The sequence below is a fragment of the Pseudoalteromonas luteoviolacea genome, from assembly GCF_021654285.1.
Classification (GTDB): Bacteria; Pseudomonadota; Gammaproteobacteria; order Enterobacterales; family Alteromonadaceae; genus Pseudoalteromonas; species Pseudoalteromonas luteoviolacea_J.
In genome coordinates this window covers 142,418-157,789 of record NZ_JAKFZS010000007.1, presented here as the reverse complement: position 1 = coordinate 157,789, position 15,372 = coordinate 142,418, and the positions used below count along the sequence as shown (strand labels likewise).

Here is a 15,372-nt window from a genome sequence, read left to right as displayed (position 1 = left end):
TACAAACTATGATGTTTAGTGCAGCATATATGTCTAATCGTACTTTTTTGGTTACATTTACCAAGAGGAGTAAACTCGTGATTAATCACATTCCATCGCCATCAAACACTCAAATTCCTAATGCTGGAAACAGCTTAATTGGGGGAGATGCATTATCTGATATACTAAATGCGCTTCGTCTTCAAGCTAGCAGTTATTTTTGTACCGATTTTTCAGCGCCTTGGGGCATAAAAGAGCAAGAAACAGACTATGGTACTTTTCACTTCGTGGTGCGAGGCGGTGCTTGGTTAAACATGCCTGATTCAAAGCACGCTACCTACCTTTCGACCGGAGATATTGTTGCCTTTCCAACGGGTGCGGCGCACCAAATTGGCGATCAACCAAATGGTGTCTGCATATCAGGAGACGAATTACTGACGCAGATACAGAATGACGAGAACCCGTTTGCAGGAGAAGAAAGCATTACCACATTATTGTGTGGTTATTTCAAATATCAGCAACACGTCCAGCTACCAATCTTGAGGGATATGCCCAACTTTTTGCATATAAAAACAAATGAAGAACCATCACTATTGTGGTTAAACAACCTAGCCAATATGCTAGCTCACGAATCCCGCTCGACACTACCTGGCGGTACCGTCATTGTTGATCGCCTTACCGAGGTATTGGTCATTCAATTGCTGCGTTGGCATGTCAATTCTCAGCATGCCGGTACGGGGTACTTTCGGGCACTTGCAGATACGCGGCTCAGTCTTGCTTTGAGCCTCATCCACAAACAACCCGCTCAAGCGTGGACAGTCGAGCGCATGGCACAGTCAGCAGGTATGTCTCGTTCCGCGTTTACAAACCTATTCCACGACATCATTGGTATGACGCCACTGTCGTATCTCAGTCAATGGCGAATGCATATCGCCCAAGATCTATTGAAGGAAGGAAAAGAGTCGATGATAAGCGTTGCAGAGCAAGTTGGTTACCGCTCTGAGGCTTCTTTTAGCAAAGCCTTCAAAAAAATAATTGGCATAAGCCCGGGTCAATTAAGGCGCCAAAAGTAGCACTTAAATTAGTTTTTTAAACATGTAGGCAAGTAAACAACTTTTAAATATGGGGTTTTATCATTGGGCCTAAGAAGTGATATGCAATACAAATTCGAAAAAATCGCAACAGTCAAAATCAGGTGAGAAAAATACTCAAATAAAGAACTAAAACAAGCCCATAAACGTAGTATTAAATATTAAAAAACGACTAACAGAAGTTAGTCGCCTTGTTGATACTGTGACAGCAAGCTTAAATAAACTTTTTAATGATAAAATCGACTTTGACACGTTTAGCCTGCCCTAATATCTTTTGCACCGGTGCAGGGTAGTCTTGCAGAGTTTCAATATCATCTGGTCCAGACAACTTTCGACATTGAGACAAGATTGATTGCTTCTCAGCATCGATAAATGTTTTCAATTCCTGAGCTCTATCTTCTATCAAAATGCCATTTTCGATGTCTAAACCCCAAGCTCTAGGGTTTAAATTATGCCCCGTCATCAGATGGACTTGATTGTCTTGGTTTATACCTTTTAGATGGAATGAGTTGTCCCCATCCTTCCAAAGATATACATTGAGTAGTCCCTGCTCGATATACCTTTTCTGCGACTTTAAAAATTTATGTAAAATCCGCTCATACAAATAAGGCAGTGCGCCTATTCGACTAAATGGTTTATCAGGAGAGATGTAAAAGTCATTAGCTGTCTTATCGCCAACAACAATAGTTACTGACTTGCCTTGCTTTAACAGACGACGTAATGAGCGTAATAAAGGTGCCGGGAAGTTGAAGTAAGGCGTATATAAAATCAACTCCTGCTCAGTGGTATCAAATAACGTCTTAATCAATCTATTGAGCTTATTAGTTCTACGACCAAACCCTAAAAATGCGCGTACATTAAGTGCATTAGACTCATTTGCGCCAGACATATCATAATTAGCTTTTTTCAGAGCGCGCATTAATTTCTTTTGCGCCAACTTTATTTCACTAAATGGCTTTAAAGGCCTTTTATCAATTCTGGGGACGGCTTCAGAATTTAACAGATGCTTCTCAATAAAAGCGGTAAAGCTATCAGCTAATTTTGCATTGTCTAAGAGAAAATAACGATCAAGTCGATATCGCTCTTCTTGATGTAGGTAGACATCATTGATACTTGCTCCGCTGTAAAGAACCGTGTCATCAATCACAAACCCTTTAAGATGCAATACGCCAAATAATTCTTTCGCTTTTACTGGCACACCGTATACTTCAACATTTGAGTTGAATTGCTCCAAATAATCACAATATAAGCGTGCATTACCCTCAGACTTTGCCTCGCCGATTAACCCTCGCTGGGCTCTGTGAAAGTCAACTAGTATTTTGATCTCTAAATCTGGGTTGCTCAGCGACGCATTGTGCAACGCAGACAACACACCTTGGCCTGCCGTGTCATCTTGTAAATACAGTGCAGCGATGTAAATGCGCTTCTTTGCTTTGCCAATCAAAGACAAAAGTTCACTGTGATAATGTTTAGCGTCTGTTAAGACTTTACAGCTGCTCGCTTCTAAAGCAAAGCCAGAGTTGTCCTGCCAAAATGCCATATTTACCTTTAAATCTTGGGCTACTGATAATTTAGTAGCAAAAAAAATTCCTTCAAACATAACAAAAAAAAATAGAAAGGTCATGAAGATCCGACAATTTCAGCTCCATTGGCTTACTTTTCCATCAAGTACACTAAATTTGACAAGTTCACGATTTCTAAAATTGCTTTATTTGATTTTTATTTTACTTCTGGGTTGATTTACTTAGAATCGGCATCATTGTAATGCTAATACTAAATTTTAGGATAGAAATTCATGAGTGATAAGCACTGTAAACTATTGATCCTTGGCTCAGGTCCAGCGGGTTATACTGCCGCTGTTTATGCAGCACGTGCAAATTTAAACCCTGTTTTAATCACAGGTATGCAACAAGGTGGTCAGCTGACAACAACAACTGAAGTAGAAAACTGGCCTGGTGATGCACATGGTTTAACTGGCCCTGCTCTTATGGAGCGTATGAAAGAGCATGCAGAGCGTTTTGAAACAGAGATTATTTTTGACCATATCAATAAAGTCGATGTAACTAAGCGTCCATTCACCCTTACAGGCGACCAAGGCACTTATACTTGTGATGCATTAATTATTGCAACAGGTGCATCTGCAAAATACCTAGGTCTAGAGTCTGAAACAAACTTCCAAGGTCGCGGTGTTTCTGCTTGTGCAACTTGTGATGGATTCTTCTACAGAGGACAAAAAGTTGCTGTAGTTGGTGGTGGTAACACAGCTGTTGAGGAAGCGCTATACCTTTCTAACATTGCAGACGAAGTACATGTTGTTCACCGCAGAGATAGCTTCCGTAGTGAAAAAATTCTATCTGACCGTCTACTAGAGAAAGCGAAAAATGGCAATGTTGTTCTTCATTTTGACCGCACTTTAGACGAAGTACTTGGCGATGATATGGGTGTAACAGGTATTCGTATCAAAGATACAAACTCTGATGCAACTGAAGATTTAGACCTAGCTGGTGTATTCATCGCTATTGGTCATAAGCCGAATACAGACATGTTTGAAGGTCAGCTTGAGATGAAAGATGGCTATCTTGTTGTTGAGTCAGGCCTAAATGGCAACGCAACACAGACAAGCGTAGAAGGTGTATTCGCTGCAGGTGACGTATCTGACCACATTTATCGTCAAGCAATCACTTCAGCTGGCACTGGCTGTATGGCAGCCCTTGATGCTGAGCGTTATTTAGATAACCTTAAATAATCTCTTAGCACGCCATATTTCATGGCGTGCTTCCAACCGATTTTTGCTAAACTCAAATTAGCAACTAGCTCACTCGAAACTTAAGTCAAATATGACACAACAGTTGTTCCACTTATCATCGACAGATTATATATTTCCGCCGTGCCACTTTGCATTAAAAGAACCTGATGGCCTGTTAGCCATTGGCGGATGCCTTAATACAAAAAGACTAAAAAAAGCATATCGACTTGGAATTTTCCCGTGGTTCAATGAACGAGAGCCGATCATGTGGTGGTCACCCAGTGAACGTGGCATTATAGAGCTGTCAGACTTTCATATTGGTCGCACACTCAAGAAAGCTCGAAATAGACTCAAACCAAAAATCACCATAAACCAAGCCTTCGAGCAAGTTATCTCTCAATGCAGAGAGCAGCGCCTCCACGAAGAAGGTACTTGGATCAATAAAAATATGCTCAAAGCATATTGCCAAGCACATGAGGAAGGATTTGCTCATAGCATAGAGGTATGGATTGACGGAAAGCTTGCTGGCGGTCTATATGGCATTATGATATCGGGTGTATTTTGTGGCGAATCTATGTTTCATAACCAGCCAAATGCTTCTAAATTAGCAATGTGGGCTTTGGTTAATTGGCTCAAAAAACACAATGCTCATTTTATAGATTGCCAATTAGATAACCCTTACTTAAGTTCTATGGGCGCAAAAGTCATTCCCAGAGAAGAATTTTTGACTAAACTTAAAGAAGCAAGTGACTATCACCCTGTACAAACCATGTGGCACCCACAAGACATAGGGGTAATATATGACTGAACACTTTCCATCTAAAATTGGCCTCAGTCAGCAATTTGATTGCAGCTATCTACCAGATAGAAAAGAACAGCTACTCGTTATTTTAGACAGTGAATGCTATACAGCAGCGCGTTTTGAAGCCCTCCTTTCGTTGGGGTTTAGACGTAGTGGAGATCAAATATATCGGCCACACTGTCCTCTTTGCAGTGCATGCCAATCAATGCGGGTTCTAGCAAAGGATTATATACCCTCAAAGTCACAACGAAGGAAGTATAAAAAAATACAAAACAGTTTTAGCGTTAAGGTGAGTTTCGAAGAAAAAGAAAGCTATTTTCCACTTTATGAAAAGTACATAACTCTAAGACACAGTGATGGCACAATGTTCCCGCCAAACAGACTACAATATGAGAGTTTTTTATTTTGTAGATGGATGCCAATTTCGTTTATAGAATTGTGGCACGAAGACCAACTCGTCGCCGTTGCTGTCACAGACACAATGCCCAACGCTCTATCAGCAATCTATACCTTTTTCGACCCAGACTTTGAGCACCTGAGCTTGGGTACTATTATGATTATGGCACAAATTAACCTTGCAGCGGCAGAAGATAAAGAGTTTGTTTATTTAGGTTATCAAATAGACGAATGTAAAAAAATGCGCTACAAAAAGCAGTTTTCACCAGCTCAACAGCTTAAAGAAGATACTTGGACAAATATTTAAGTTACTAATTTAATCTCTTACCTTTACTTATTGTGTGCTTTTGGGCAAAATCTCCAACGATAAACTTATACAGAGGTGATACGCTCCAAATGGCGAAAGAAGACGTTATTGAAATGCAAGGCACGGTCCTTGATACTTTACCAAATACAATGTTCCGTGTTGAATTAGAAAATGGTCACGTAGTTGTGGCTCATATTTCTGGTAAAATGCGCAAAAACTACATCCGTATTTTAACAGGTGACAAAGTCACTGTAGAATTAACTCCTTACGATTTAAGCAAGGGACGCATCGTTTTCCGTGCACGTTAATTCTACCGTCTCGCCAGCGTCAATTTGATGCTATAAGACGTATGTAGCAAAAAACCTAGCCTTGGCTAGGTTTTTTGCTTTTGTAACGTCAATATTATTAAAACGGCTAATGCTATCAGCTCAGCCGCTTTAAATTATGCAGATACGAGCTCTTGTTCAAAATCGAACTCTAAAGCATTACCTTTAACAGTCACTTTAACGTTACCACCATCAATGAGTGAACCAAACAAAATTTCATTCGCCAGTGGCTTTTTAAGATTATCTTGAATGACACGCGCCATAGGTCTAGCACCCATCGCTTTGTCATAACCAATATCGGCAATCCAATCTCTCGCCTCATTAGTAAACTCAAGGTTCACCGACTTCTTATCTAGTTGTGCTTGCAACTCAACAATAAACTTATCTACAACTTGCAAGATAACTTCTTTCTCTAGGTGGTTAAACCAAATAATGTTATCAAGCCTATTTCTAAATTCAGGTGTAAATACTTTATTTATCTCAATCATTGCATCATGAGAATGATCTTGTTGCTGGAACCCAATAGACTTTCTCACAGTCTCTTGTACGCCGGCATTGGTCGTCATAACAAAGATAACATTACGGAAGTCAGCTTTACGGCCGTTGTTATCTGTTAACGTACCATGGTCCATAACCTGCAATAGAATGTTGTAAATGTCAGGGTGCGCTTTTTCAATCTCATCCAATAAGACAACAGCATGAGGATGTTTAATCACCGAGTCAGTTAATAAACCACCCTGCTCAAAACCAACATAACCTGGAGGAGCACCGATTAAGCGGCTTACAGCATGGCGTTCTGAATACTCTGACATATCAAAGCGAATGAACTCAATACCCATGCACTTAGCAAGCTGTTTTGTGACTTCAGTTTTACCAACACCTGTAGGCCCTGCAAATAAGAATGAACCAATTGGCTTTTCTTCATTGGCAAGTCCAGAGCGCGATAAGCGAATAGCTGATGTAAGCGCATCAATTGACTCATCTTGACCAAAAACTAGCATCTTCAGATTTCTATCTAAGTTTTTAAGCACTTCTTTATCACTTGAGGACACATTTTGCTGAGGAATACGAGCGATCTTCGAAACAATTTGCTCTATATCTGACACACCAATGGTCTTCTTGCGTCTAGACATAGGTAACAAACGCTGATTTGCACCCGCTTCATCAATTACATCAATTGCTTTGTCTGGTAAGTGACGTTCATTTATATATTTCGCACTCAACTCAGCCGCTGCTTTAAGCGCTTTTTGCGTGTAACGAATACCATGATGCTCTTCGTAGCGCTCTTTCAAACCATATAAAATTTTTGCAGTATCAGCCACACTTGGTTCAACGACGTCAATTTTTTGGAAGCGACGAACCAAAGCTCTGTCTTTTTCAAAAATATTCTTAAATTCGGAGTACGTCGTAGAACCTAAACAGCGAAGTTTTCCGCTAGAAAGTAAAGGCTTGATCAGGTTTGAGGCATCCATAACACCGCCGGATGCAGCACCCGCACCGATAATGGTATGAATCTCGTCAATAAACAAAATTGCATTTGGCTTTGCTTGTAACTCTTTCAACAGCGCTTTGAAGCGCTTTTCAAAGTCACCGCGATACTTTGTTCCCGCAAGCAAAGCCCCCATATCAAGGGAGTAGACAACAGCATCTTCGATCACTTCAGGTACTTGTTCGTTTACGATACGATATGCTAAACCTTCGGCGATTGCCGTTTTACCGACCCCCGCTTCACCAACAAGCAATGGATTATTCTTTTTACGGCGGCAGAGCACTTGAATGGTTCTTTCTACTTCTTGATCACGACCAACAAGCGGGTCTATCTGCCCTGCTTTCGCTAAAACATTTAAATTTGCAGTAAAGTTCTCTAGCTTAGTTTTTTCTTCGCCTTGAACTTCCGCGCCCTCTTCATTGATGTCCTCATGCTCTTCCGGCTCAGGATCATCATCAGATTTTGAGATACCGTGACTGATAAAGTTCACAATATCCAATCGGCTCACATCAGCTTTTTTCAGCAAATAAACTGCTTGGCTTTCTTGCTCTGAAAAAATTGCGACTAAAACATTGACGCCAGTTACTTCATTTCTGCCTGAAGACTGAACATGAAACACAGCTCTTTGTAAAACACGTTGAAATCCTAACGTTGGTTGAGTTTCCCGATCTTCCTCAAGCTCCGGAATAATAGGCGTTGTTTCATCAATAAATTCTGACAACTCTCTTTTTAAACTGTCAGTATCTACGCTACAGGCGTTGAGCGCTTCACTTGCAGATGGATTATCAATCAGTGCAAGTAATAAATGCTCCACCGTCATAAATTCATGACGACGAGTACGAGCTTCACGAAACGCGGTGTTAAGTGTAATTTCTAAATCTTTATTTAGCATTGGCAACCCCCAACGAGAATAAATAAGGTCATTCTTGCTCACAGCTACACAGGAGCGGATGCTCATGATCGCGAGCGTATCTGTTCACCTGCTCAGCCTTTGTATGGGCTATGTCTGCAGGATACATTCCACATACCGCTTTTCCCTCGTGATGCACTTTAAGCATCACATCAGTTGCTCTTTCGCTATCCATGTTGAAAAAAGTCATTAACACTTCGATGACGAAATCCATCGGTGTGTAATCATCATTGTTTAAAATCACTTTGTATTTCTTCGGTGGTTGAAGTTTTTGCTTCTCTTGGTCTTTGACCTCTTCCAACACACCTGAATCTTTTATCCCACTCATAATTAAATATAGTCTTGTCTTATATACTCAAGCAAACTTGAATTAAAAAATAAATAAAATGTTAAAAAACTGCACTAAAAAACTTGACTGTATGGTTATTTAAACTACATTCTAGTCCTAGTTGTTCATGTTATGGACAGCTTAGCAAATTTCAAAGGTTAGATTAACTTAATTAGTCAACTTATAGAAGGATGTAGAAGTATGGCTTGCGGAAAAGTCAAATGGTTTAACAACGCCAAAGGGTTTGGTTTCATCGTAGAAGACGGCAGTGACGAAGATATCTTTGCACATTACTCGACGATTGTAATGGATGGATACAAGACGCTTAAAGCTGGTCAAGATGTAACATTCGAGCTACAGGAAGGGCCTAAGGGCTTACATGCTACTAATATTGCACCGAAAGTTGGTGAAATGGCATAGCAAATTCTAAGGCTCTATAAGCGGGCTACGTAAGTTGCTCGCTTCATCTCTTTTTCTCTCCAAAACGTTTCTTGTAACATATTTTTCTATAACTTAAGTAAATTGCATTAGCAGCATTACGATTAGATTGGTACAATCCCTGCCGATGTCCAGGTCTGTTAGTTATTTCTATTCCCCTAACTTCAGTAGGAATAACTAACAAACTTGCTAATTACAAAGAGTTTAAGCTTTTTATAAACTAATTTTTTTGTTACTCGATCGTCCACATAACGATGGGTAACATAAGTTAGCAAGATTTTGCTTATTGTTGAACGGTCGAAATTGGCCCAAAACTATCTAGGAATGATGATGACATCAAAAATTATTTATACAAAAACCGACGAAGCACCAGCTTTAGCAACATACTCTTTGTTGCCAGTAATTCAAGCTTATACAAAAGCAGCTGGTGTTGAAGTAGAAACAAGAGATATTTCTTTAGCTGGTCGTGTGATCGCTAACTTCCCTGAGTTTCTTACTGAAGAGCAAAGAATTGCAGATGCACTATCTGAGCTAGGTGAGCTTGCTAAGACACCTGAAGCGAATATCATCAAATTACCTAATATCAGTGCTTCTATCCCTCAACTTAAAGCAACTATCAAAGAGCTACAAGAAAAAGGCTACGCACTTCCTGATTACCCTGAAGAGCCTAAAGATGAAAAAGAAGCTGCTATCAAAGCAACTTACGACAAAATCAAAGGCAGCGCAGTAAACCCAGTATTACGTGAAGGTAACTCTGACCGTCGTGCACCGGGCTCTGTAAAAGCATATGCTCAGAAAAACCCACATTCAATGGGTGCATGGTCTGCAGACTCTCAGTCATACGTTGCGAGCATGAGCGAAGGCGATTTCTTCGGTTCAGAGCAATCTACAACTGTTACTGAAGCAACAGACGTTCGTATCGAGCATGTTGCAGCAGATGGTACTGTAAATGTACTTAAGCAAAGCACACCTCTACTTGCTGGCGAAATCATTGATGCGTCTCGCATGAGTGTTAGCGCACTTCGCACTTTTTTAGCTGCTGAAGTAGAAGCTGCAAAAGAAAAAGGCGTTCTATTCTCACTACACATGAAAGCAACCATGATGAAGGTCTCAGATCCAATCATCTTTGGTCACGCAGTTAAAGTTTTCTATAAAGAAGTATTCGAAAAGCACGGTGAGACTTTTGAGCAACTAGGTGTTGACGTTAACAACGGTATTGGTGACGTATACAACAAGCTTGCTAAACTAGATGACGCAAAACGTGCTGAAATCGAAGCAGATCTTGCAGCGGTTTATGATGTTCGTCCAAGCATTGCAATGGTTGATTCAGATCGTGGTATCACAAACCTACACGTGCCAAGTGACGTTATTATCGACGCATCTATGCCAGCGGCTATCCGTACGAGCGGTCAAATGTGGAATGCTGAAGGCAAGCAACAAGACACAAGTTTTGTTATTCCAGATCGTTGTTACTCAGGTGTTTACCAAGCAACTATCGACTTCTGTAAAGAAAATGGTGCTTTTGATCCTCGTACTATGGGTACAATCCCTAACGTTGGTCTTATGGCACAAAAAGCAGAAGAATACGGTTCACACGACAAAACGTTTGAAGCTCCTTCAAATGGTGTTATCCGCGTAGTCGACCAAGCAGGTAACGTACTACTTCAACACGATGTTGAGCAAGGCGATATCTGGCGTATGTGTCAGGTTAAAGACGCACCAATCAAAGATTGGGTTAAGCTAGCAGTTAACCGTTCACGTGCATCTAATACACCTGCGGTATTCTGGTTAAACGAAGAGCGTGCACACGACGCTGAGCTTATCAAAAAAGTAAATGCATATTTACCAGAGCACGACACAGACGGTCTTGATATCCGTATTCTTGCACCTATTGAAGCGACTAAGTTCTCACTAGCTCGCATGAAAGACAGCCAAGACACTATTTCAGTAACAGGTAACGTATTACGTGACTACCTAACTGACTTATTCCCAATTTTAGAGCTTGGTACAAGTGCGAAAATGCTATCTATCGTTCCACTAATGAACGGTGGTGGCCTATTCGAAACGGGTGCTGGTGGTTCAGCGCCTAAGCACGTTCAACAGTTCGAAAAAGAAAACCACTTACGTTGGGATTCTTTAGGCGAATTTTTAGCGCTTGCTGCGTCTCTTGAGCACCTGAGCCAAGTAACAAACAATCCAAAAGCACAAGTACTGGCAGATACGCTAGACGCGGCAACGGGTAAATTCCTAGACGAGAACAAATCACCATCTCGTAAAGTGAATGAACTAGATAACCGTGGTAGCCATTTCTACCTGTCTCTATACTGGGCTCAAGCGCTTGCTGCACAAGACACAGATACAGAGCTTAAAGCTAAATTTGAAGCTGTTGCTAAGCAACTAACTGAAAACGAAGCAGCTATCGTTGCAGAGCTAAACGATGTACAAGGTCAAGCAATGGATGTAGAAGGTTACTTCCAGCCAAATGACGACAAAGCGTTTGCTGCAATGCGGCCAAGTAAACTATTTAACGATGCATTAAACCTAATCGCATAAGTTAAATTCAAGCTTTAAAAGGCAGCTCAGGCTGCCTTTTTTCGTTTTCATGCTGAAGTATGGCGAGACTTTTGTTAGTATGCGCCCATTCATATTACCTCTTTGTTAGCTATGTCATACAAAAACAGTCAGCGTCCTAACGCTGCTCGGAACAAGCCAAACAACATCTCACGACGACCATCACGAGGCGCTAAAAAGCCGCCAGTCAAACCTGAGGATGTCAAAATAGTATTGTTCAATAAACCATTCGATGTGCTGTGCCAATTCACGGATGATCAGCACCGTAAAACACTTGCTGATTATGTCGACGTTAAATCTGTATATGCAGCAGGCCGGTTAGATCGAGACAGTGAAGGCTTATTGCTACTCACAAACTGTGGAAAGCTGCAACACAAACTCACTGAACCAAAAAAGAACACCAATAAAACATACTGGGTTCAGGTAGAAGGTGCACCGGATGATCAGTCATTAAACCAGCTTAGAAAAGGCGTAGAACTCAAAGACGGCTTAACTAAGCCTGCACAAATTGAGGTAATAGAAGAGCCTAATGTGTGGCCGCGTACTCCGCCTATTAGAGAGCGTAAAAATATTCCTACAACTTGGTTGAGTATTACTATTTCTGAAGGACGCAACCGGCAAGTACGTCGTATGACTGCACACATCGGTCACCCTACACTTAGGTTGATCCGCTATAGTATTGGCAAATATACTCTCAATGGCCTAAATAACGGTCAGTATAAGGTTTTGCAGCCAAATAAAGTCTAGTGTGTGTCTTTTGAGGGTAGCCAAATGCATGCTATACTCACGACCTTTCAAATATTACATATAGATGTACAGCGATATTATGAGCGATAACAGTAACATTAAAGTCATTGTCGGCATGTCTGGCGGCGTAGATTCTTCAGTTTCAGCTTACCTTCTAAAAGAGCATGGCTACCAAGTCGAAGGCTTGTTTATGAAAAACTGGGAAGAAGACGATAACGATGAATACTGTGCCGCAGCTGAAGATCTAAAAGACGCACAAGCTGTTTGTGAAAAGCTTGGCATTGAGTTACACACAGTTAACTTTGCAGCGGAATACTGGGATAACGTATTTGAATATTTCCTAGAAGAATACCGTGCTGGGCGTACGCCGAACCCAGATATCATGTGCAACAAAGAAATTAAGTTCAAAGCGTTTTTAGAGTTTGCCGCCGAAGCATTAGGGGCAGATTACATCGCTACCGGCCATTATGTTCGCAGAGAAGAGCGAGGCGGTAAGTTTGCGATGTTAAGAGGTTTAGATAATAACAAAGATCAAAGTTATTTCTTGTATACATTGAGCCATGAGCACGTTGCACAAACCCTATTCCCAGTAGGTGAAATCGAAAAGCCTGAAGTACGCAGAATTGCAGAAGAACAAGGTCTAATTACCCATAACAAGAAAGACAGTACAGGTATTTGCTTTATTGGTGAACGTAAGTTCAAAGATTTCTTACAAAAGTTCTTACCTGCCCAACCAGGTACTATTGAAGATGCTGAAGGAAACCAAGTCGGTGAACATGAAGGCTTGATGTACCACACCCTTGGCCAAAGAAAAGGCCTATTGATTGGCGGAATGAAAGAAGGTTCTGGTGAACCTTGGTACGTAGTAGATAAAGATGTAGAGCGCAATGTACTTGTTGTTGGACAGGGTAAAGATCACCCTCGCCTTTACAGCAATGGTCTGAATGCAAACCAACTTCATTGGGTTGACCGTGAAGGCCCGCAAGGCACAACTCGCTGCACAGTGAAAACTCGTTACAGACAAGAAGATATACCTTGTACTTTATTGGTTGGTCAAGACGGCATGGCACGTGTTTTGTTTGATGAGCCACAAAAAGCCGTAACGCCTGGTCAATCTGCTGTTTTCTATTTGGATGATGCTTGCTTAGGTGGCGGTATCATTGAGTCGGTGATTAAATAATGCAACCAAAAGCTGTTATTCCTCTTGCTGCTATTTGCCAAATAGCCAAGCTTGTCCAAAAATGTGCTCGTTATGGTACCTTCAATGAAAACGAAGTGCATACGTTTTTACAGAGTATATTAAATACAGCACCTCAAAATCCGGAAGATGTTTATGATGATCACTTTGCACTCAAAGGTGGTTATCAAGCGCTCGTCGCTCAACTCTCAAGTGACGGTGAAAAAGACGTTGAGATAGTGAAATACGTTGGCAGTCTATTGCAATTAGAAAGAGCCTTATCATCGAATGATGCTGTTTTTTCCGAACTCGCAAAACGTATAGAGCAAGTCGAAAGACAAACATTGCATTTCAATGTCTATGACGAACAAGTTCTAGGTGCACTTGCTGATATCTATACCCAAGTTATCAGCCCTGCTGGACCAAAAATACAAGTTTTTGGTAAGCCAGATTTATTACAGCAAACGCATATTCAACATAAAATCCGTGCTTTGCTGTTAGCAGGTATTAGAAGTGCCGTGTTGTGGCGACAACTAGGCGGAAAACGCCGTCACTTCTTTTTCTCTAAGAAAAAGATTGTCCACACAGCACAACAATTTATTTAAAAATATCGTTCAAAAAACCAATTAGTTAGGAGAAATTATGGAGCTTTCAGCGTTAACCGCTATCTCTCCAGTAGATGGTCGCTATGGTAGCAAAACCAAAGAACTTAGAAGCATCTTCAGTGAGTTCGGTCTGATCAAATACCGTGTTACTGTAGAAGTTCGTTGGTTACAAGCTTTAGCAAAAGCTGACGCAATCAAAGAAGTCCCTGCTTTCAGTGACGAAGCGAATGCGCTACTTGACGACATCGTGGCAAACTTCAGCGAAGAAGATGCACAGCGTGTTAAGGACATCGAGCGTACTACTAACCATGATGTTAAAGCAGTTGAATATTTGCTAAAAGAGAAAGTTGCGGATAATGCAGAGCTACAAGCTGTAAATGAATTCATTCACTTCGCTTGTACATCTGAAGACATCAATAACCTATCTCATGGTTTAATGCTTAGCGAAGCACGTGATCAAGTATTACTTCCATACTGTGATAACCTGCTTAATGCCATCAAAGATAAGGCAATTGAGTATAAATCAGTACCAATGATGACACGTACTCACGGTCAGCCTGCGTCACCTTCTACTATGGGTAAAGAGTTTGCTAACGTCTATGTTCGCCTTCAGCGTCAACGCGAGCAAATTGCAAATGTATCACTATTGGGCAAAATCAATGGTGCTGTAGGTAACTACAATGCACACCTAAGTGCTTATCCTGAATACGACTGGCATGCACACGCTGAATCATTTGTAACAAGCCTTGGCCTAACTTGGAATGCTTTCACAACTCAAATTGAGCCGCATGACTATATTGCTGAACTGTTTGATGCGATTGCACGTTTCAATACAATTCTATTAGACTTTGACCGTGACGTTTGGGGCTACATTGCACTAAACCACTTCAAGCAAAAAACAATTGCTGGCGAAATCGGCTCATCAACAATGCCGCACAAAGTAAATCCAATTGACTTTGAAAACTCTGAAGGTAACTTAGGCCTAGCAAATGCCATTTTTGCTCACCTTGCGCAAAAGCTACCAGTATCTCGCTGGCAGCGTGACCTTACAGATTCAACTGTATTGCGTAACCTAGGTGTTGGCATGGGTTATACGCTAATCGCATATCAAGCAACACTTAAAGGTATCAGCAAGCTAGAAGTAAATGCAGATCGCCTACTTGCAGAGCTTGACGACAATTGGGAGCTGCTTGCAGAGCCAATTCAAACGGTTATGCGTAAATATGGTATCGAAAAGCCGTATGAAAAGCTGAAAGAATTAACGCGTGGTAAGCGTGTTAATCAAGAGATCATGGCAGAGTTCATCGACGGTCTAGATCTACCTGACGCAGTTAAAGCTGAGATGAAGCTAATGACTCCGGCTAACTACATTGGTCGTGCAGAAGCATTTATCGACGAATTAAACTAATCTAAATTATTAGATTTTATTAAGCGAAAGGATAAGCAAATAGCTTGTTACT

14 protein-coding genes are annotated in these 15,372 nt (G+C 41.0%); 11 read left to right on the top strand and 3 right to left on the bottom strand.

Annotated elements, in window-relative coordinates; genetic code table 11:
- Positions 1-77 precede the first annotated feature (77 nt).
- Positions 78-1,052: an AraC family transcriptional regulator gene (locus tag L1077_RS08295; RefSeq protein WP_237136407.1), complete on the top strand. Its 975-nt coding sequence runs from the start codon at positions 78-80 to the stop codon at positions 1,050-1,052.
- Positions 1,053-1,284: 232 nt separating this feature from the next.
- Here L1077_RS08295 and pssA read toward each other — a convergent pair whose 3' ends face one another.
- Complete coding sequence (gene pssA / locus L1077_RS08290; RefSeq protein WP_237136406.1) at positions 1,285-2,610, bottom strand: CDP-diacylglycerol--serine O-phosphatidyltransferase; 1,326 nt, start codon at positions 2,608-2,610, stop codon at positions 1,285-1,287.
- Positions 2,611-2,865: 255 nt separating this feature from the next.
- Here pssA and trxB point away from each other — a divergent pair, with 255 nt between their 5' ends.
- The 4 genes from trxB (at position 2,866) to infA (ending at position 5,629) form a co-directional block, all read left to right on the top strand.
- On the top strand, positions 2,866-3,816 hold the full coding sequence (gene trxB / locus L1077_RS08285; protein ID WP_039608983.1) for a thioredoxin-disulfide reductase: 951 nt from the start codon (positions 2,866-2,868) through the stop codon (positions 3,814-3,816).
- Between the two features lie 91 nt (positions 3,817-3,907).
- Positions 3,908-4,624 carry a leucyl/phenylalanyl-tRNA--protein transferase gene (gene aat / locus L1077_RS08280; RefSeq protein ID WP_237136405.1) on the top strand — a complete coding sequence of 239 codons (717 nt, stop codon included), beginning with the start codon at positions 3,908-3,910 and terminating at the stop codon, positions 4,622-4,624.
- Positions 4,617-5,321, top strand: a complete 705-nt coding sequence (locus L1077_RS08275) for an arginyltransferase (protein ID WP_237136404.1) — start codon at positions 4,617-4,619, stop codon at positions 5,319-5,321. The genes aat and L1077_RS08275 overlap by 8 nt, the downstream gene beginning before the upstream one ends.
- Positions 5,322-5,410: 89 nt before the next feature.
- Positions 5,411-5,629 (top strand): translation initiation factor IF-1, encoded by a 219-nt coding sequence (gene infA, locus L1077_RS08270; RefSeq protein ID WP_010560183.1) that lies wholly within the window; start codon positions 5,411-5,413, stop codon positions 5,627-5,629.
- A 134-nt stretch (positions 5,630-5,763) separates the two neighbouring features.
- Here infA and clpA read toward each other — a convergent pair whose 3' ends face one another.
- Positions 5,764-8,028 carry an ATP-dependent Clp protease ATP-binding subunit ClpA gene (gene clpA, locus L1077_RS08265; RefSeq protein ID WP_237136403.1) on the bottom strand — a complete coding sequence of 755 codons (2,265 nt, stop codon included), beginning with the start codon at positions 8,026-8,028 and terminating at the stop codon, positions 5,764-5,766.
- Between the two features lie 28 nt (positions 8,029-8,056).
- A complete protein-coding gene (gene clpS / locus L1077_RS08260; RefSeq protein WP_063359880.1) occupies positions 8,057-8,374 on the bottom strand; it encodes an ATP-dependent Clp protease adapter ClpS in 318 nt (105 codons plus the stop codon).
- A gap of 201 nt (positions 8,375-8,575) precedes the next feature.
- On the opposite strand from clpS, the gene cspD reads away from it, so the two are divergent.
- From cspD to purB, 6 genes are all read left to right on the top strand, one after another.
- The gene (gene cspD / locus L1077_RS08255) at positions 8,576-8,794 is read left to right on the top strand and encodes a cold shock domain-containing protein CspD (protein WP_023401678.1); all 219 of its coding nucleotides are present in this window, start codon (positions 8,576-8,578) and stop codon (positions 8,792-8,794) included.
- Positions 8,795-9,142: 348 nt separating this feature from the next.
- Entirely contained in the window at positions 9,143-11,365 is a 2,223-nt protein-coding gene (locus tag L1077_RS08250) for an NADP-dependent isocitrate dehydrogenase (protein WP_237136402.1), read from the top strand.
- Positions 11,366-11,476: 111 nt separating this feature from the next.
- On the top strand, positions 11,477-12,130 hold the full coding sequence (locus L1077_RS08245) for a pseudouridine synthase (protein WP_237136401.1): 654 nt from the start codon (positions 11,477-11,479) through the stop codon (positions 12,128-12,130).
- A 79-nt stretch (positions 12,131-12,209) separates the two neighbouring features.
- Complete coding sequence (mnmA, locus tag L1077_RS08240) at positions 12,210-13,310, top strand: tRNA 2-thiouridine(34) synthase MnmA (RefSeq protein ID WP_237136400.1); 1,101 nt, start codon at positions 12,210-12,212, stop codon at positions 13,308-13,310.
- On the top strand, positions 13,310-13,912 hold the full coding sequence (gene hflD / locus L1077_RS08235; protein ID WP_063359884.1) for a high frequency lysogenization protein HflD: 603 nt from the start codon (positions 13,310-13,312) through the stop codon (positions 13,910-13,912). The genes mnmA and hflD overlap by 1 nt, the downstream gene beginning before the upstream one ends.
- 37 nt (positions 13,913-13,949) lie before the next feature.
- On the top strand, positions 13,950-15,320 hold the full coding sequence (gene purB / locus L1077_RS08230) for an adenylosuccinate lyase (protein ID WP_039608992.1): 1,371 nt from the start codon (positions 13,950-13,952) through the stop codon (positions 15,318-15,320).
- Positions 15,321-15,372: the final 52 nt, after the last annotated feature.